We start from the raw sequence: 17,220 nt of genomic DNA, 5'->3' as shown, positions 1-17,220 counted from the left end.
ATGCGATGAGACGCCCGGCAGCCATATCGTTCGTGTGTGCGGCGTTCTTCCTGACGGTTTCGGCGGCCGGGAAGAGCCCCTCGCCTGCGCCCGTCTGGGCCGATTCGCTGCGCAGCGTCTACCTCTATACCGAGGGCATCAAGCAGCACGCCATAGCGGGCGATTCGGTCCGGGCGCGCGAGCTTTTCGCGGAGGCTCTCCGGGTCGATTCGGCGTTCGCACCGGCTTATTACGAGCTGGCCGTGGAGCGCATCGACAAGGCGCCTGCCGAGGCGGCCGAGCTGGCGCTCCGCGCCCACCGCATCGACACGGCCAATCTGTGGTATCATTCGCTCTACGGGCAGGCGCTGGTCTATTCGGGTCAGTACGGCCGGGCGCTGGGGGTCTTCCGCGACCTGCGGCAGGCCGACCCCAAGAATCCCGACAACTACCGCATTCTCGCGGCGCTCTATGAGTTGAGCCACCAGCCTTTCGCGGCTATCGCGACCCTCGATTCGGCCGAGATGCGCTTCGGGCGGATTCCGGTGCTGAGCAACATGAAGCGGCAGCTGCTGCTGTCCACCCATCAGACCGACAAGGCGGTGGCCGAGGCCCGTGCGATGGTCGATGCGGCGCCCTACGATGCCGCCAACCGCGTGGTACTGGCCGGGCTCTACGCCCGCACGGGCAAGGATTCGCTGGCGCTGGCCGAGTACGGCAAGGCGCTGGAAGCGGATTCGACGTCGCTCGCCACCCTCGCGGCGCTCTCGGACTACTACAACGACCGCCGCGATTTCCGTTCGATGCTGGCCGTGACCAAACGCATGTTCGCCCTCGACGCCATGCCGCTGGAAAGCAAGGTCGCGCGCTTCGGGCAGTTCACCTCCGACACCCGTTTCTACCGCGAATTCTACATCCAGCTCAACGACCTGGCGTCGATGCTGGCCATCCGCTATCCGCGCGACAAGCAGGCCGTGGAGCTCTATGCCCGCCATCTGATCGCGTCGGGCCAGTTGCAGCAGGCGCTCGAACTCTATAAGCTGCACACCCACGACACGCCGCCCGAGGAAGACTACTTCACTTCGGTCATCGACATCGAGACTTACCTGCGGCGGCCCGATTCGGTCGAACTTTACGTCGGCCGCGCCTTGACGCTCTTCCCCGACCGTCCGGTTTTCCACATCGCCAAGGGCAACGCGCTGAGTTATTCCAAGCGCTACGGTCCGGCGCTCGAAGCCTACCGGGCATCGCTGCGGCTGGCCGATACCGATTCGCTCCGCGGGGTGATCTGGGGGCTGACGGGCGACACGTGGCACCAGATGGCCGTGGGTTCCGCATCCGCCGACGAATCGCCGACGGCCCGTTCGACGGCCGCCCGGCGCAAGGCGCTCGATGCCTGTTTCCGGGCCTACGACCGCAGTCTGAAGCTCCTGCCCGACAATCCGCTGGTGCTGAACAACTATGCCTATTTCCTGGCTGTCGAGGACCGGGAGCTCGAAAAGGCCCTCGCCATGTCGAGCCGGGCCGTGGCGCTGACGGACAACAATCCCACCTACTTGGACACCCATGCGTGGGTGCTGTTCCGGCTGGGCCGCACCGAGGAGGCGCGCAAAATCATGCAGCAGGCCGTGGCGCTCGACAACCGCAACAGCCCGGAGCTGCTGGTCCACTACGGCGACATCCTCGATGCGCTGGGCGAACGCTTCATGGCCGAAACCTATTGGCGCAAGGCGCTCGAAAAGGGTTACGATGCCGCGGCCATCGCCCGGCGCATGGAATCCGCCAAAAAGAAATGACCCGCCGATGAAACCGTTCCGTATTCTGCTGACCCTCCTGTTGCTGTTCCCGGTTTGTTCGGCCGTGGCGCAGAACGACCGCCGCATCGAGGAGCAGAAGCGTGTCATCGCATCGCTCGAAAAGAAAATCGCGGCCGAGGAACAGCAGATTGCCAAGCTGAAGAAAGGCCGTGCCGCAACCGAAGAGCGGGCCCGGCGGCTGGCGCGGCAAATCGAATCGCGCATCCGGCTGATGGACGAGACCGAGAAGCAGGCCCAGCTGCTGCGCGAAGAAATCCGGCGCAAGGACCGGCTGGCGGGCGACCTGACGACGGCTTGCCGCCGCCACCGCGAAGAATATGCCGAGATGGTGCGCGAATCGTACCGCAACTATCGCCACCAGAATTACCTCACCTATCTTTTTTCGTCGCGCGACTTCCTGGACATGGCGCGCAGAATCGCCGCACTGCGCGAAATCGCGGCCATGCGCGAACGCAAGCTGGAGGAGATAACCACCCTTTCGGACCAGGTCCGGACCGAAAAGGAGAAGCTGGCGGCCCGCCAGAAATCGCTCGACGCGGTGACCCGCAAGCTGGCGACGCAGAAGAAGGACCTCGAACGCGACGCCCGCAATGCGCGGTCGGAAATCCGCCGGATGTCGGAGCGCGAGAAAACGGCCCTGCAGCGCAAGGTGGCACAGCAGCAGCAGCTGAGCGTGGCCATCAGCGCCCTGCGCAAGCTGACCAAAGGCAACAAGGCGGGCGCGTCGTTCTCGTCGAGCACTTCGGGCCTGCGGCTCCCGGTGGCTTCGGGCCGGGTGAAGCGCTACCGCGAGAACATGGCCGAAATCGTGGGTCCCAAGGGGGCGCACGTGGTCTCCATCTACGAGGGCAAGGTGGTGGAAATCAAGCGCAACCGCATCACCGACAAGTTCGACGTCTTCATCGCCCACGGCGAATACATCACCTCCTATGCCAACCTGGGTGCCGTCACGGTCGAGAAAGGGCAGAAAGTGGCCCGCAACCAGCAGATCGGCATCATCGGTTCGGGGGTCGACGCGCTGACGATGCAGGTCGAATACAAGCTCGTTTTCGGCATCTACCCGCCCGACCCGTCGCAGCGTCTGCTGGCGGAAAACTGTTTCAAGAAATGATACGCTACTATACCGACGACTGCTCCTACCGGCTGCCGCAGAAGCGGCGCACGGCGGCTTGGCTGCGCGCTGTGGCCGAGAGCGAGGGCTACACGCTGGGCGACGTGAACTACATCTTCTGTTCGGCCCGCCGCCTGCTGGAGATGAACCGCCAGTATCTGGGGCACGATTATTTTACGGATGTCATAACGTTCGATTACAGCGACCGGAAGGGTTCGCGCGTGGTCTCGGGCGACGTCTTCATCGACGTGGAGACCGTGGCCGACAATGCACGGCAGTACGGCGCCACACGCTTGCAGGAGATGCGCCGGGTGGTGGTCCACGGGCTTCTGCACCTCTGCGGCCAGCGCGACAAAACGCCCCGCGCCAATAGGCAGATGCACTCCAAGGAGGACAAGTATCTCAAAGCGTGGGAGTGCGAACGATGAAGTCCCTTCCGATGGTGAAAGCGCTGGTGCCGTTCGCGGCGGGAATTGTGCTGGCGGAGTATTTCGCAGTGCCGTGGTGGTTGTTCGCCGCGGCTTTTTTGTTGTGCGGAGCGCTGGCGCTGCTGTTGCGTTCGTGGGCTGCGGCCGTAGGGTTGTTGGTGGCCGCCGGGTGGGGTGCCGGTCAGCTGCATGCGCCCGTGCGGACGGTTCCGACGGGGGTCTTCTGCGAATGGCAGGTCGAAATGGAGGAACTGCCCTCGTTGAGGAGCCGTTCGGTGGCGGCTGCGGGGCGCGTCCGGGCGTGGCGCCTGCCGTCGGAGGAGGGGTGGCATCCGGCCGACGACCGGGTGTTGCTGCGGGCCGATTCGTCGGCGATGCTGCCCGACGGAGGTGCGATTCGCGGCATGGGCAAAATCTATCCGCTCCGGGGCGGTCCGGAAAGCTATCGGCGGCTGATGGTGCGCCGCGGCGTGGCCGGAACGCTTTGGTTTTCGGCTTATGAACCCGTCGAACGGGTGCCCGGCAGCCGTCCGGGGCTGCATCTGCTGGCGGCGGCTCGGATGAAACGGGTTTGCGGCGCCGGCGATGCCGGGGCGGTGGTGCGGGCCATGACGGCGGGCGACCGCAGCGGCATCGGGCCCGAACTGCGGACGGCCTATGCCCGCAGCGGCATGTCGCACCTGCTGGCCGTGTCGGGGCTTCATACGGGGCTTGTTTTCCTGCTGGCGAACTGGGTGCTGCGGGGGCTGACGTTGTGGCGTCGGGGTCACCTGCTGCGCGATGCGCTGGCCGTGGGGTGCGTGTGGCTCTATGTCGCGGCCGCGGGGTTTCCGCCCAGTGCCGTGCGGGCGGCCGTCATGTGCTCGCTGCTGCAACTGGCGGTCGCGTCGGGTTCGGAATATGTCGCGCTGAATGCCCTTGCCGCGGCGGCGCTGGGCATGCTGCTGTGGAATCCTGCGTGGATCGGCGACATCGGGTTTCAGCTTTCGTTCGTGGCCGTGGCGGCTATCCTTGCGTGGGCTGTGCCGATGTGCCGACGGCTGCGGACGGGCCGCCTGGCGGTCGATGCGCTTTCGGGAACCCTCGTCGTCGGGCTCGCGGCTTCGGTGGCTACGGCACCGCTGGTCTCCCATGCGTTCGGCATCGTTCCGGTGGCGGGGCTGCTGCTCAATCCGGCGGTCGTCCCGCTGGCAGGCGTGGTGGTGTGCTGCGGGGTTTTGGGTCTGTTGGTGCCGGGAGTGCCTGCGGTCGGCGAAGCGGCGGCCTGGGCGCTGAACGCGCTGGCCCGCGGGGTGGCGTCGCTGCCGGGCGGAGCGGTGGAATATACGCTGTCGGCCGGAGGAACGGCGGTCTGCTACCTGCTTTTTGCGGGTGCGACGGCGGCGTGGTGGTGCAAACCGAAAAAAAGCGTACATTTGCCCGTATGATTGCCCCCGAGGAATACGAACTGCTGGTGAGCGGTGCGGTGACCCGTGCCGTGGCGGAAAACCGCGGCCGCGACCCGCTGGAAGTGGCGCTCGACGCACGGGTGCCCCATACGCGGATTGTCGCCACGCAGGTCAAATATCTGCAACGCGCGGCGCGGAAACTGCCGTCGTATGCCGCCGCGCAGTGCATCCTGCCGCCGCTGGCATTCGAGCAGGCGTCGAGCGAACGCTGTGCGGAGCACAAGAACATCGCGGGCGATGCGGTGCTCGACCTTACGTGCGGGCTGGGGGTCGATGCTCTGGCGCTCAGCCGCAGGTTCGGCCGGGTGGTGACGCTCGAACGCGACGCCGTGCTGGCCCGCATTGCGCAGGAGAATTTCCGGCGGCTGGGCGTTGCGAACGTGGAGGTCGTCTGCGCTCCGGCCGAGGAGTACCTGGCCCGGACGCAGGAGCGGTTCGATTGGGTCTATGCCGACCCCGACCGCCGTTCGGCGACGGGCCGCAAGCTGGTGCGGCTGGAGGATTGTTCGCCTTCGGTTCCGGCCTTGCTGCCTGCAATCCGGCGGGTCGCGGGGCGGCTGTGTCTGAAGAATTCGCCCCTGTTCGACGTCGGCGAAGCCTTGCGGCTCTTTCCGCAGAGCCGTGTGGAAGTGGTCTCGCTGGAGGGCGAATGCAAGGAGGTGCTGGTCTACGACGATGGCAGCGGCCCGGCCGTGACGGCCACGGCGCTCGGCAATCCGGACCGCGAATTCACCGCGTGTCCCGGTGCTTCGGTGCCGCTTCCTGAAACGTTCGACCCGCAGCGCTATGCGTGGCTGACGGTGCCCGATGCGGCGCTGCAGAAAGCCCGGCTGGCGCGGCTTCAACTGGCCGGAAAGGCCGACATCTGGAGCGACAACGGCTTCGGATTCTCGGTGCGGAAGCCCGAGGAAGTGCTCGGCAAGGTATTCGCAATCGAGGCCGTCGAGCCCTACGACCCCCGGCGGCTGCGGCGCGAGCTGGGCGGCCGGGGTGCGACGATGCTCAAGCGCGACTTCCCGCTGTCGGCCGACGAAATCATGCGCCGCACGCGGCTGCGTCCGGGCGACGACGTGCGGCTGGCTTTCACGAAAATCGACGGCCGCTTTTGGACGGTCCGTCTGAAATGACTACTTTTGTAGGGAGCGGGGGCTGCCGAAGCGGGAAAACCTGCATCATGGATACTAAACATTCGGAACTTTGAAAATCAAGCAGATAATCACCTATTTCACCGACACCATTTTCCGGCGCGACGTCAGCGAGTGGCGCAGTCCGGTGGCGCGGTGGCTGGTCCAGCAGTACAAACTGCTGTTCTACACGGCCCGCGGGCTGTTGGAGCACGGCACTATCGTGCGTTCGGCGGCGCTGACTTTCTACACGCTCATGTCGCTGGTGCCGATTCTGGCGGTGGTCTTCGCCGTGGTCAAGGGCTTCGGGCTGGCCGACGGGCTGGTGCAGGGTCTCTACGGCCTTTTTCCGCAGAGCCCTGAGATGATCGACTACGTCGTCACGTTCGCCGAAAAGGCGCTGGCCCGCACGCAGGGCGGTGTGGTGGCGGTCGTGGCGCTGGTCATGCTGTTCTGGGCCGTGATACGGGTGTTCGGGTCGATCGAGAACGCTTTCAACAACATTTGGGAGGTCAAGGTCGAACGCAGTATCGCCCGCCAATGGAGCGACTACATCGCCATCGTCATGATAGTGCCGATTCTGTGGGTCATCGCGGGGGCGCTGGGCGGCTATGCCCGCCAGCTGCTCGGCTTCGGCGACGGCTGGCAGTGGACGCTGCTTTCGCGGCTGGCTTCGGTGACGGTCATCTGGGGGATGTTCACCTTCTTCTACATGGTCATTCCCAACGCCCGGGTGCGCCTCTCAAGCGCTCTGATGGCGGGCATCGTGGCCGGAACCGCCTTTGCGCTGTTCCAATGGGGTTATCTGTACGTGCAGCGATGGATGACGTCGTACAATGCCATCTACGGCAGTTTCGCGGCGCTGCCGCTGTTCCTTATCTGGATGCAGACCTCGTGGGAGATTCTGCTGTTCGGTGGCGAACTGTCGTTCGCCTATCAGAATATTTCGCGTTTCTGCGAGGAGCGCGAATCGCTGCTGGTGAGCTATGACCAGCGCCGCAAGCTCCTGCTGGCGGTCATGCTGACGGTGGTGGACTATCTGCGCAGTCATGGCGGAGCGATCCCGGCGGAGACGATCCGGCAGCGGCTGGAACTGCCGACGCGCATCGTGAACGATGTTCTTTATCAGCTGGTGCAGGCCGGGCAGCTGCTGGCGGTGCCGATGACCGAGAACGAACGCGAAATGGCCTACATTCCGGCGCACGACATCGCTTCGCTGACGGTCTACGGCATTCTCGAAGCCGTGGAGCAGTCGGGGCAGGAGTGTTTCGTCCCGACGCCGACACCCGAATTGCAGCGCATCGACCGCGAAGTGGAATACCTCAAGCGCTGTGCCCGCGAATCGAAGGACAATGTGAAGATAGTCGAATTGCTGGGGAACGAAAAACCCAAGGTGAAAAATTAGAAATTGCTTGTAGAAATACTGCGGTCGGATTTTTTAATTCTTGATTTTCATTGGATAGCATCGTAATCATCGGCAGCGGCAATGTGGCCGAATCGCTGGCCCGGGCGATAGCCGGCAGCGGCCTGCGGCTGGTGCAGGTCTTTGCACGCAACGCCGCCCGGGCGCAGGAAGTGGCCGGGCTGGCGGGCTGCGGCTGGGCGACCCGGCCGGAGGAGCTGGCCGAGGCCGACCTCTACCTGCTGGCGGTGAGCGACCGGGCCGTGGCCGAAGTGGCGGCGGCGCTGCCGATACCGGAACGGGCCGCGGTGGCCCATACGGCGGGGTGCGTGCCGCTGGAAGCGCTCCCGGCGAAGTTCGCGCGGCGGGCCGTGTTCTATCCGCTTCAGACTTTCACGCGCGGGCGGCGGGTCGGCTTTGCGGACCTGCCGGTCTTCATCGAAGCGTCGACGCCTGCGCTGCAAACCGAACTGGAGACGCTCGCCCGGCGGATTACGCGGCATGTCCATGCGGCCGATTCGGCGCGGCGGGCGCGGCTGCACCTTGCGGCCGTCTTCGTCTGCAACTTCGTGAACCACATGTATGCCGTGGGTGCGGAGCTGACGGAGGCCGCAGGGCTGGATTTCGGCCTGCTGAAACCTCTTATCGCCGAGACGACGGCCAAGGCCCTCGACGCCGCATCGCCCGCCGCCGTGCAGACGGGTCCGGCCGTGCGGGGCGACCTTGCGACGCAGGAACGCCACGCGGCGATGCTCGACGACGAACTGCTGCGAACGATTTACACGACAATAAGCCAACACATATGGGAAACTTCAAGGAGGACATAGCCCGCACCGAAGCCTTCGTCTTCGATGTGGACGGTGTGATGACCGACGGGGGCATCGTGCCCACGGCCGAGGGCGATTTCATCCGCCGCTACAACGCCAAGGACGGCTACGCGCTGGCCTATGCCATCAAGATGGGCTACCGGGTCTGCGTCATATCGGGCGGCCGGGGCCGGACGCTGGAAAACAGGCTGAAGATGCTGGGAATCAATGAATACCACCTCGACTGCATGGACAAGATCACCACCCTGCGCGACTATTTCCGCCGCGAGGGAATCGACCCGGCGAACGTCATCTACATGGGCGACGACATTCCCGACCTGGAGTGCATGCGCGAAGTGGGGATTCCGGTCTGCCCGGCCGATGCGGCGCCCGAGGTGGTCGAAGCGTCGCGCTACGTGTCGCAGTTTGCAGGCGGCGCGGGCGCCGTGCGCGACATCGTGGAGCAGGTGCTGCGCGCCCGGGGCGACTGGGCCCGCGATTCGCAGGGCGTCACCCCGTCGAGCCTGGCCGCGTCGAACTGAAACTAAAAATCCGTTTGAAAAAGAAAGGAGAAAGGGCCCTGAGCTCTCTCTCCTTTTCGTCTTATATGGATTTTTAATTTTTAATTTTTCATTTTTAATCCTGCTTCGGCCTTTTTCTTTTTCCTGCGTTCCATGTGGTCGATCAGGTGCAGGCGGAACGCCTCGCGGCGGGCCTTGAGGTTGCGCCGCCAGCCGATCCACCGGGTGTAGCGTTCGCGCTTTTCGGTGTAGATGTCGGGAATGGTAATCAGAATGCCCGTCTCCTCGACGTTGCCGAAATCGGGGTTGGAAACCGTGTCGAACACCCGCATGGTGGGCGAAAGGTTCATGTAGGCGTTGATGAGTGGCGGGATATTCTCGTTGAATTCGCGGATTTTCTGAATGAGAATCCGGTAGTTTTCCTGGTAGTTCTCCCCCGTGAAGAACTGTTCGTAGTAGGGGTCGTTCAAGTCGAGCTGGAGCGGGTGGATGCCCTCGACCAGCCGGTCGCGGTCGGGGAAATAGTGACGCAGGAACCAAATCAGCGCATTGCGTGCCACGGACTTGTAGGTGGTGTACATGGTCACCTTGCCGAAAAGGTATTTTGCCTTGGGGTTCAGCACGATGAGCGCTCCGAGACCGTCCCACAGATTATCCAGCGCATAGAGGCTCTTGGAGTTTTGCCGGGCCTGGTAGGCGGGCTGCACGAACGACCGGCCCAGTTCGATGGTGCGGGGCAGGAAGCGCCGCCGGAACTTCTCGCTGAAACGGAAATAGTGTTCGGTCGAGAGGTGGCGCGGGTGCGGGGAGGTGCAGACGATGAACCGATAGCCGCCCACGATTTCCTGGGCCGCGGGGTCCCAGACGATAAGCTGGTAGTAGCCGTCGCCCGCGAGGTCTTCCTCGTCGATGTCGACTTCGCAGCCGGTGCCGCCCCCGGCACCGCGGAACGCCAGTTCGCGCAGGCGCCCGATTTCGCGCATCAGCGCCGGGCATTCGGCTGCGGCGAAAATATAGATTTCGTTGTCGGCTTTCTTCGTATCGCGGATTTTGCGCTCGGGCGTCAGCTCCTGCAGCAGCAGGGCCCGGTCCACGGGTGGCGCGATGGGCTGTTCGGATAGTGTTTGCATGGCGCAAAAATAGGAAAATTACCTTTTATCCGGCAGTGCGGCGAGCGTTTTTTCCAAAAAATAGGTTTTTCTGCGTACTTCCTCGGTCTGTTCGCGCAACGAACCGAACCGTTGGAGTTCCCCGACGGGAATCGGGTCGCCCACGACGAGCCGGAAATGGCGGCCCGACTGCGAGAACATTTCGTCGGGCAGCCACAGCATTTCGATGTTCGCCTTGATACCGAGCGCTTTGCGTGCCTGCGCAATCCGGTAGAAGAAGTTCGACAAGTGCCCTTCGACGAAGATAGGCACGATGTCCCGCTGCGACGCGACGGCCTTTTTGATGAAGTTGGGTTTCCAGTCGAGGTCGGTGACGCGGCCCCCGATGCGGCGCGAGCAGAGCCCCGCGGGGAAGGTGAGGACCGGCAGGTCGCCGACGAACGCTTCGTCGAAGCGCCGGGCGTAGTCGCTGTTCTGCGACCCGTGCTTGTTGACGGGAATCCACAGCGGCCGCAGGGGTTCCACGTGCATCAGCAGGTCGTTGACCACCACCCGGGCGTCGCCGAACCGTTCGGTGAGCTTGTCGGCGAGCATCATCCCGTCCATGCCGCCGAACGGGTGGTTGGCGACGAACAGGTAGCGTCCGGCGGGGTCCAGCTTGTCGAGCCCGATGGCCGAGTAGGTGACCTGCCATTCGCGGAAGCAGGCGCGGATGAATTCCTGGGGCGGCAGGTCCCAGTAGGAGGCCAGAATGTGGTTGATTTCCCGTTCGCGGACAGTGCGGCGGAGCCAGTCGATTGCGAACTGCGGAATCCTGCGGGCCAGCCCGGGCGCTTTCTGCCGGAGTACGCTGGCGATGTCTATCTGTGGCATGTCCTTATGAGGTGAAAAGTGAAAGGTTAAAGGCGGATCGTTCCGCACGAACGCAATCGGGCGTTTCTTACGGGGCGGCGAAAATCGAAAATATTATCGCCAAATATAAATATTCTTTTTTGGAAATTGTCTAACTTTACACCCAAATTGACTTTTGCTGCCTGACCCATGTCCGCTTACCACACCCCGGTATTGCTCGAAGAATCCGTGCAACTGCTTGCCGTAGAGCCGCAAGGGACCTACGCCGACCTGACGTTCGGCGGGGGCGGTCATTCGCGCCGGATTCTCGCCGAGCTGGGCGACGGAGGGCGGCTCTTTGCGTTCGACCAGGACCGCGACACCCATGCCAACAGGCCCGACGACCCGCGTTTTCATTTCGTGGAGAGCAATTTCCGGTTTCTGCGCGGGGCGCTGCGGCTGCGGGGCGTGAAGCAGGTCGAAGGCATATTGGCCGATCTGGGGGTGTCGTCGCACCATTTCGACGAGGTGGAGCGCGGTTTTTCGTTCCGCGGCGAAGCTCCCTTGGACATGCGCATGAACCAGCGGGGCAGGCTGACGGCCGCAGCGGTGGTCAACACCTATGCGGCGGACGACCTGACACGCATATTGGGCGACTGGGGCGAAATCGAAACCCCGTGGAAAGCGGCCAACTGCATCGTGCGGGCGCGCGGGGCGGGTGCGCTGGAGACGACGGCTCAGCTGGTCGAAGCTGTGAAGCCCTGCACCCCCAGAAAGGACGAAGCGAAGTTCCTGACCAAGTTGTTCCAGGCACTGCGCATAGAGGTCAACGGCGAAATGGAGGCGCTCAAGATGGCGCTGGAGCAAAGCCTCAAGGTGCTGCGGCCCGGAGGACGGCTGGTGGTCATTTCGTACCACTCGCTGGAGGACCGGCTGGTGAAGAACTTCATGCGGAGCGGCAATTTCACGGGCGAGGTGGAAAAGGACTTTTTCGGCCGGGCGCTGACGCCGTTCGAGCCGGTGACCCGCAAGGCCGTGGCCCCTTCGGCCGAGGAGCTGGCCCGCAATCCGCGGTCGCGGTCGGCCAAGCTCCGGGCGGCGGTGAAGAAGCAGGCGGAGCCTGCAAAAACAGGTATGTAACCCCGAAACGATATGTTGCGCGATACGGAATTCGACCCGGTGAATCCGGAAGAGGAGGCCCGCCGCAGGCAGGACGAGGAGCTGGCCCGCAGGGTGCGGCGCGAGGTGCTGCGCATAGGCCGGGGCGAAGCCGACGAGGAAATCCGTGCCGACATGGAGCGGGAAGCCGCCGAGCGCGCCGAAGCCGAGGAGCGCGAAAACAAGGAGCGCCGCCGCAGGGCGAGCCTCGTGCGGCAGTTTTTCACGGGGACGATTCTGGTGCGCGAGGGCGTGTCGCGGTCGTATCCCTACATGCTTTGCATGGCAGTCATGTTGTTCGCCAGCATCTTCGTGATGTTCATGGCCCTGCGGCTCGACATGCGCCATACCGAACTCGAACGCGAGGTGCAGAAGCTGCGCGAACGCTCCATCAGGCTCGAAGAAGAGCGTTTCCGCACCACGACCCACTCGGCCATCGTCGAGCGGCTGCGCCAGCGCAACATACCCCTTTACGATCCGCCTGCGCCGGGCGAAACCATCGGCGGCGAAGAATGATGAAGGAAGAACCGTCCCGAATAAAAAGCGATATTCTGCTGCGTGTGAGGGTGCTCTATGTGCTTTTCATCGCGGCGGGGGCCATCGTGTTCGCACGGCTCGTGTGGGTGCAGATGTTCAGCGGCGAAGTGGCCTACAACGCCCGGCGGCTCGCGGGGCGCATCTTCACCGAGGTGACGGTGCCTGCGCAGCGCGGCAGCATCCTGGCCCGCAGCGGCGACCCGCTCGCCGCGTCGATTTTCCGTTACCAGGTGGCGTTCGACTTCGCTTCGCCGGGGCTCGATTCCCTGAAGACCTTCCGCGAGCAGAGCGATTCGCTGGCCAAATTGCTGGCGGCCTTTTTCAAGGACCGCCCGGCGTCCGAATACCGGAAGTTTTTCCGCGAAGAGCATGCGCGGCGTTATCGGCTGGTGCGTCCGCGCGACACCCTCTATGCCCGTTCGGAGGGGTGGTTCGCCCGGCTGACCGACCGCATGCGGGGCGAGGAGTTCATCCGCCACAAGGTCTACGACACCTTGCGCGACCATACGCCCGTCGAGATTTTCCCCCGCGACGTGGATTATTCGGAGTGGGAGACGCTCAAGACCTATCCGCTTCTGAACTGGAACATGGGGGTGGTCTACCGCCTTGTGGAGACGGCCGAGCGGATTTATCCGCAGGGCGAGCTGGCGCGCCGCACCATCGGCAAGAAGGGCGACCAGGGTAATTACGGCATCGAGGATTCCTACCATGCCGAGCTTTCGGGCCGCGACGGCAAGGCGAAGCGTCAGCGCATCGCGCGGGGTTTCTATGGGCGTGTCGCGGGCGAGCACGTGGAGCCGGAGGACGGCTTCGACGTGGTAACGACGCTCGACATCGAGTTGCAGGACGCCGCGGACAAGGCGCTGCGGCGGCAGCTCAAGGAACAGAGCGCCGAGTGGGGTACGACCATCGTGATGGAGACCCGCACGGGCGAAATCCTGGCACTGGCCAACCTGGGCCGGACTTCGGAGGGAACCTATGCCGAGCGCGAGAACTACGCGCTGAGCCGCAGTATGGAACCCGGTTCGACGTTCAAGCTGGCGTCGATGCTGCTGCTGCTGGACGATGCCGGGATGCCTGTGACGACGACTTACGATGTCAACGACGGCCGGCCCGTGACGGTGGGCCACGCCGACGACGTGTGCGATTCGCACCGCGGCGACCATGTCATCGGGTTCCGCCGGGCCGTGGCCGCGTCGTCGAACGTCTATTTCGCCCAGGCTATCTGGGACCGCTACGGCGCGACGGGCAAGAAACAGCAGTACAGCGACTACCTGCACAACCGGCTCGGGCTGGGGCAGACCGTGGGGCTGGAGCGGCTGGGCGAACGGCCGCCGATGATTACGACCGACTGGAAGGTGCCCGACCCGGGCGTCATGCTGGTCAAGATGGCCTACGGATACCGCGTGCAAATGGCGCCCATACAGATGATTACGTTCTACAACGCCATTGCCAACGGCGGCCGGATGATTTCGCCCGTGCTGGTCAAGGAGCTGCGCCGCGGCGACCGGGTGGAGGAGCGTTTCGCGACGCAGACCCTGCGCCGTTCGGTCTGCACGGACCGGACCTTGCAGGAGGTGCGCCGCTGTTTGCAGGCCGTTTGCACCGACGGCACGGCCAAGGCCTTTTTCGGCGATACGACCCGGCTGAAGGTGGCGGCCAAGACGGGCACGGCCCAGATTACGGATGCCCGGCGTCTGTCGGATCGCTATTACTTGGGGTCGATGGTCGCCTTTTTCCCGGCCGACAATCCGCGCTATACGGTGCTGACCACTATCGAGACCAAGGCCCGGCCGGGCAAGGCCTACTACGGCGGTCCGCTCGCGGGTCCGGTGGTCAAGCGGCTGGTCGACTACATCTACAACCGGGGCAGCGGCCGCAGCCTGCAAGCCGCGGCTTCCGGACCGCGCCGCTATCCGCAGGAGGTGAAGGGGGGCGACATCGCGGAAATCCGCCATGTGGCCGAACGCCTTTCGCCCCACGTGACCTCCGACGTCCGCAACGGCTGGGGCCGGCCGCGCGTCGACAGCCTGGCCACGGTGAGAATCCGCAGCTTCGGCGGCGAACGCACCCGCGTGCCCGACGTGCGGGGCATGGGGCTCAAGGATGCGCTGTTCCTGTTGGAGAATTGCGGGCTGAGCGTGCGTTTCTCGGGCCAGGGGGCCGTGGTGACGCAGAGCATCGCGCCGGGCACGCTGCTGGGCAACTACAAGACCATAGAGATAAGATTGCAATAAACGATGAAACTGTTTTCCGAATTGCTGGAAGAGACCCCCGTGCGCGAGGTGCACGGCGACGCCGGAATCGGAGCGCTGACCTACGATTCGCGCAGCGCAGGGCCGGGCAGCTGCTTCTTTGCGGTGGCGGGCACGCAATGCGACGGTCACGATTTTATCCCCGCGGCGGTCGCCCAAGGCGCTGCGGCGGTGGTTTGCGCCCGGTTGCCGGAGCGTCTCGCCGACGGAGTGGCCTATGCGGTGGTCGATGACCCTGCGGGGGCCATGGCCGACATGGCGGCGGCGTTCTACGGCCATCCGAGCCGCGAACTGAAGCTGGTGGGGGTGACGGGCACCAACGGCAAGACCACCACGGCCACGCTGCTCTACGACCTGGTGCGGGCGCTCGGCCACAAGGCAGGGCTGATTTCGACCGTGGTCTACAAAATCGACGAACGGACCGTCGAAGCGACCCACACGACCCCCGATACGATTCGCCTGAACGCCATGATGCGCGAGATGGTCGACGCCGGGTGCGAATACTGCTTCATGGAGTGTTCGTCCCACGCTATCGTGCAGGAACGGACCCGGGGGCTCCGTTTCGCGGGCGGGCTTTTCTCCAACATCACCCATGACCACCTCGACTACCACAAGACTTTCGCCGCCTATATCAAGGCCAAGCAGCGTTTCTTCGACGCCCTGCCTGCCGAAGCCTTTGCGCTGACCAACATCGACGACCGCAACGGCCGCATCATGGTGCAGAACACGGCCGCCAGGACAGCGACCTATTCGCTGCGTTCGATGGCCGATTTCCGGTGCAAAATCATCGAACAACACCTCGATGGCATGCTGCTCCGCATCGACGGCTGCGAGGTGTGGGCGGCGCTTCCGGGGCGGTTCAACGCCTACAACCTGCTGGCCGTTTACGGCGCGGCGCGGCTCCTGGGCTTCGAGCGCGACGAGGTGCTGCGCGTGCTGAGCGCACTGCATTCGGTGGCGGGCCGTTTCGAGGTAGTGCGGGCGGCCAACGGCACGACGGCGGTGGTGGACTATGCCCACACGCCCGACGCGCTGGAGAACGTCATCCGCACCATCGAGGAAATCCGCACGCCTTCTCAGCAGTTGATCGTCGTCTGCGGCTGCGGCGGCAACCGCGACCGGACCAAACGCCCCGAAATGGCGGCCATCGCGGTGAAATATGCCTCGACGGCGATTTTCACCTCGGACAACCCGCGCCACGAATCGCCCGAAGCCATTCTCGACGAAATGACGGCCGGGCTCGGCTCTGCGGTGCGCTACCTGCGCATCGTCGACCGCGCCGAAGCCATCCGCACGGCGGTGATGCTCGCGCGCCCCGGCGACATTCTGCTCATCGCGGGCAAAGGCCACGAGGACTACCAGATTATCGGCGATACGAAGCACCATTTCGACGACCGGGAGCAGGTCCGCAAGGCGCTGGATATGTTGAATGAAAACTCAAAATAAGCATGTTTTACAGCCTATTCCGTTATCTTGACCGTATGCACAACATACCCGGCTCGGGTATGTTCCAGTACATTTCGTTCCGCTCGGCGGCGGCCATCATCCTGTCGCTGCTGATAGCCATTATCTTCGGCCGTTCGATCATCGACTTCCTGCGCCGCAAGCAAATCGGCGAGGAAATCCGCGACCTGGGACTGGAGGGCCAGCTCCAGAAGCGCGGTACGCCGACGATGGGCGGGGTCATCATCCTGCTGGCGATCCTGGTGCCGACGCTGCTGTTCGGACGGCTGGACAACATCTACATCCAGCTGCTGCTGGTTTCGACCGTGTGGCTGGGCCTTATCGGCGGGCTGGACGATTACATCAAGGTCTTCCGCCACCGCAAGGAGGGGCTCAAGGGCCGCTTCAAAATCGTGGGCCAGGTGGGCTTGGGCATCATCGTGGGCACGACCATGTGGCTGTCGCCCGACATCGTGGTGCGTGAAAAGGTGACCCAGCCCGTGGAGACGGTCTACGTCAACACCGACGGTTCGGTCGAACAGAGTATCCAGCAGCACCTGCTGCTCAGCTCCGAGAGCACCAAGACCACCAAAACGACCATCCCCTTCATCAAGAACAACGAGTTCGACTACGGCTGGATGACCGGGGGCCGCGACGTGGCTACGTGGATGCTCTACGTGTTGGTGGCCATTCTGGTCGTGACGGCCGTGTCGAACGGCGCGAACCTCACGGACGGGCTCGACGGGCTGGTGACCGGGGTTTCGGTGCCTATCGTGGTGGTGCTGGCGGTGCTGGCCTACCTTTCGGGCCATATCGTCTATGCCGACTATCTCAACATCATGTATATCCCCGACAGCGGCGAGCTGGTGGTCTTCGCGGCGGCGATGGTCGGTGCGCTGATGGGTTTTCTGTGGTACAATTCGTTCCCGGCGCAGATTTTCATGGGCGACACGGGTTCGCTCTCCATCGGCGGCATCATTGCGGTCTTCGCGCTGTGCATCCGCAAGGAGCTGCTGCTGCCGCTGCTGTGCGGAATCTTCCTCGTGGAGAGCTGTTCGGTGATGCTCCAGGTGAGCTATTTCAAGTATACGAAGCGTAAGTACGGCGAGGGGAGGCGCATCCTGCTCATGTCGCCCATCCACCACCACTACCAGATGAAAGGCCAGTTCGAGACCAAGATAGCCATCCGCTTCTGGATCATCTCGCTGCTGCTGGCCGCCATCACGCTGGTGACGCTGAAAATCAGATAGC

At 63.8% G+C, this 17,220-nt stretch carries 15 protein-coding genes; 13 read left to right on the top strand and 2 right to left on the bottom strand.

The window, feature by feature from the left end:
• Window positions 1–5: 5 nt before the first annotated feature.
• The 8 genes from NFR47_RS02335 to NFR47_RS02300 all read left to right on the top strand — a co-directional run bounded on the left by NFR47_RS02335 (window position 6) and on the right by NFR47_RS02300 (window position 8,657).
• The gene (locus tag NFR47_RS02335) at window positions 6–1,775 is read left to right on the top strand and encodes a tetratricopeptide repeat protein (RefSeq protein WP_251213975.1); all 1,770 of its coding nucleotides are present in this window, start codon (window positions 6–8) and stop codon (window positions 1,773–1,775) included.
• Between the two features lie 7 nt (window positions 1,776–1,782).
• Window positions 1,783–2,907: a murein hydrolase activator EnvC family protein gene (locus NFR47_RS02330; protein WP_251213974.1), complete on the top strand. Its 1,125-nt coding sequence runs from the start codon at window positions 1,783–1,785 to the stop codon at window positions 2,905–2,907.
• On the top strand, window positions 2,904–3,335 hold the full coding sequence (gene ybeY / locus NFR47_RS02325) for an rRNA maturation RNase YbeY (RefSeq protein ID WP_251213973.1): 432 nt from the start codon (window positions 2,904–2,906) through the stop codon (window positions 3,333–3,335). Before NFR47_RS02330 ends, ybeY begins: the two co-directional genes overlap by 4 nt.
• On the top strand, window positions 3,332–4,762 hold the full coding sequence (locus NFR47_RS02320; protein ID WP_251213972.1) for a ComEC/Rec2 family competence protein: 1,431 nt from the start codon (window positions 3,332–3,334) through the stop codon (window positions 4,760–4,762). The genes ybeY and NFR47_RS02320 overlap by 4 nt, the downstream gene beginning before the upstream one ends.
• Window positions 4,759–5,910 (top strand): THUMP-like domain-containing protein, encoded by a 1,152-nt coding sequence (locus NFR47_RS02315; RefSeq protein WP_251213971.1) that lies wholly within the window; start codon window positions 4,759–4,761, stop codon window positions 5,908–5,910. Before NFR47_RS02320 ends, NFR47_RS02315 begins: the two co-directional genes overlap by 4 nt.
• A 70-nt stretch (window positions 5,911–5,980) precedes the next feature.
• Window positions 5,981–7,312 carry a YihY/virulence factor BrkB family protein gene (locus NFR47_RS02310; protein WP_251213970.1) on the top strand — a complete coding sequence of 444 codons (1,332 nt, stop codon included), beginning with the start codon at window positions 5,981–5,983 and terminating at the stop codon, window positions 7,310–7,312.
• Between the two features lie 50 nt (window positions 7,313–7,362).
• Window positions 7,363–8,136, top strand: a complete 774-nt coding sequence (locus NFR47_RS02305) for a Rossmann-like and DUF2520 domain-containing protein (RefSeq protein ID WP_251213969.1) — start codon at window positions 7,363–7,365, stop codon at window positions 8,134–8,136.
• Window positions 8,112–8,657 (top strand): KdsC family phosphatase, encoded by a 546-nt coding sequence (locus NFR47_RS02300; RefSeq protein ID WP_251213968.1) that lies wholly within the window; start codon window positions 8,112–8,114, stop codon window positions 8,655–8,657. The genes NFR47_RS02305 and NFR47_RS02300 overlap by 25 nt, the downstream gene beginning before the upstream one ends.
• Before the next feature lie 80 nt (window positions 8,658–8,737).
• Here the strand turns inward: NFR47_RS02300 and glsB are convergent, their stop codons facing one another.
• Together glsB and glsA are read right to left on the bottom strand one after the other, a co-directional pair.
• On the bottom strand, window positions 8,738–9,766 hold the full coding sequence (glsB, locus tag NFR47_RS02295) for a glycine N(alpha)-acyltransferase GlsB (RefSeq protein WP_251213967.1): 1,029 nt from the start codon (window positions 9,764–9,766) through the stop codon (window positions 8,738–8,740).
• An 18-nt stretch (window positions 9,767–9,784) separates the two neighbouring features.
• On the bottom strand, window positions 9,785–10,618 hold the full coding sequence (gene glsA, locus NFR47_RS02290; protein WP_251213966.1) for an acyltransferase: 834 nt from the start codon (window positions 10,616–10,618) through the stop codon (window positions 9,785–9,787).
• 168 nt (window positions 10,619–10,786) lie between these two features.
• Between glsA and rsmH the strand changes: the two genes are divergently transcribed.
• Genes rsmH through mraY form a run of 5 tightly spaced genes read left to right on the top strand, consistent with a single transcriptional unit; the run spans window position 10,787 to window position 17,219 of the window.
• On the top strand, window positions 10,787–11,716 hold the full coding sequence (gene rsmH / locus NFR47_RS02285; RefSeq protein WP_251213965.1) for a 16S rRNA (cytosine(1402)-N(4))-methyltransferase RsmH: 930 nt from the start codon (window positions 10,787–10,789) through the stop codon (window positions 11,714–11,716).
• 12 nt (window positions 11,717–11,728) lie between these two features.
• The gene (locus NFR47_RS02280; protein WP_251213964.1) at window positions 11,729–12,250 is read left to right on the top strand and encodes an FtsL-like putative cell division protein; all 522 of its coding nucleotides are present in this window, start codon (window positions 11,729–11,731) and stop codon (window positions 12,248–12,250) included.
• Complete coding sequence (locus NFR47_RS02275) at window positions 12,250–14,508, top strand: penicillin-binding protein (RefSeq protein WP_251213989.1); 2,259 nt, start codon at window positions 12,250–12,252, stop codon at window positions 14,506–14,508. Before NFR47_RS02280 ends, NFR47_RS02275 begins: the two co-directional genes overlap by 1 nt.
• 3 nt (window positions 14,509–14,511) lie before the next feature.
• On the top strand, window positions 14,512–15,972 hold the full coding sequence (locus NFR47_RS02270) for a UDP-N-acetylmuramoyl-L-alanyl-D-glutamate--2,6-diaminopimelate ligase (RefSeq protein ID WP_251213963.1): 1,461 nt from the start codon (window positions 14,512–14,514) through the stop codon (window positions 15,970–15,972).
• Window positions 15,973–15,974: 2 nt separating this feature from the next.
• Window positions 15,975–17,219: a phospho-N-acetylmuramoyl-pentapeptide-transferase gene (gene mraY, locus NFR47_RS02265; protein WP_251213962.1), complete on the top strand. Its 1,245-nt coding sequence runs from the start codon at window positions 15,975–15,977 to the stop codon at window positions 17,217–17,219.
• Window position 17,220 lies beyond the last annotated feature (1 nt).

Origin of the sequence: Alistipes muris, from assembly GCF_943193205.1 — a bacterium.
In the GTDB taxonomy this organism is placed as follows: Bacteria; Bacteroidota; Bacteroidia; order Bacteroidales; family Rikenellaceae; genus Alistipes; species Alistipes muris.
Note: the sequence above shows the minus strand (reverse complement) of the source record. Positions and strands in the feature narration are given on the sequence as shown.

Coding starts and splice junctions, on each gene's coding strand:
- NFR47_RS02275 (WP_251213989.1), top strand. CDS start 12,250: ATGAAGGAAGAACCGTCCCGAATAAAAAGCGATATTCTGCTGCGTGTG.
- glsA (WP_251213966.1), bottom strand. CDS start 10,618: ATGCCACAGATAGACATCGCCAGCGTACTCCGGCAGAAAGCGCCCGGG.
- NFR47_RS02270 (WP_251213963.1), top strand. CDS start 14,512: ATGAAACTGTTTTCCGAATTGCTGGAAGAGACCCCCGTGCGCGAGGTG.
- NFR47_RS02300 (WP_251213968.1), top strand. CDS start 8,112: ATGGGAAACTTCAAGGAGGACATAGCCCGCACCGAAGCCTTCGTCTTC.
- glsB (WP_251213967.1), bottom strand. CDS start 9,766: ATGCAAACACTATCCGAACAGCCCATCGCGCCACCCGTGGACCGGGCC.
- NFR47_RS02315 (WP_251213971.1), top strand. CDS start 4,759: ATGATTGCCCCCGAGGAATACGAACTGCTGGTGAGCGGTGCGGTGACC.
- NFR47_RS02335 (WP_251213975.1), top strand. CDS start 6: ATGAGACGCCCGGCAGCCATATCGTTCGTGTGTGCGGCGTTCTTCCTG.
- NFR47_RS02280 (WP_251213964.1), top strand. CDS start 11,729: ATGTTGCGCGATACGGAATTCGACCCGGTGAATCCGGAAGAGGAGGCC.
- NFR47_RS02320 (WP_251213972.1), top strand. CDS start 3,332: ATGAAGTCCCTTCCGATGGTGAAAGCGCTGGTGCCGTTCGCGGCGGGA.
- ybeY (WP_251213973.1), top strand. CDS start 2,904: ATGATACGCTACTATACCGACGACTGCTCCTACCGGCTGCCGCAGAAG.
- rsmH (WP_251213965.1), top strand. CDS start 10,787: ATGTCCGCTTACCACACCCCGGTATTGCTCGAAGAATCCGTGCAACTG.
- mraY (WP_251213962.1), top strand. CDS start 15,975: ATGTTTTACAGCCTATTCCGTTATCTTGACCGTATGCACAACATACCC.
- NFR47_RS02330 (WP_251213974.1), top strand. CDS start 1,783: ATGAAACCGTTCCGTATTCTGCTGACCCTCCTGTTGCTGTTCCCGGTT.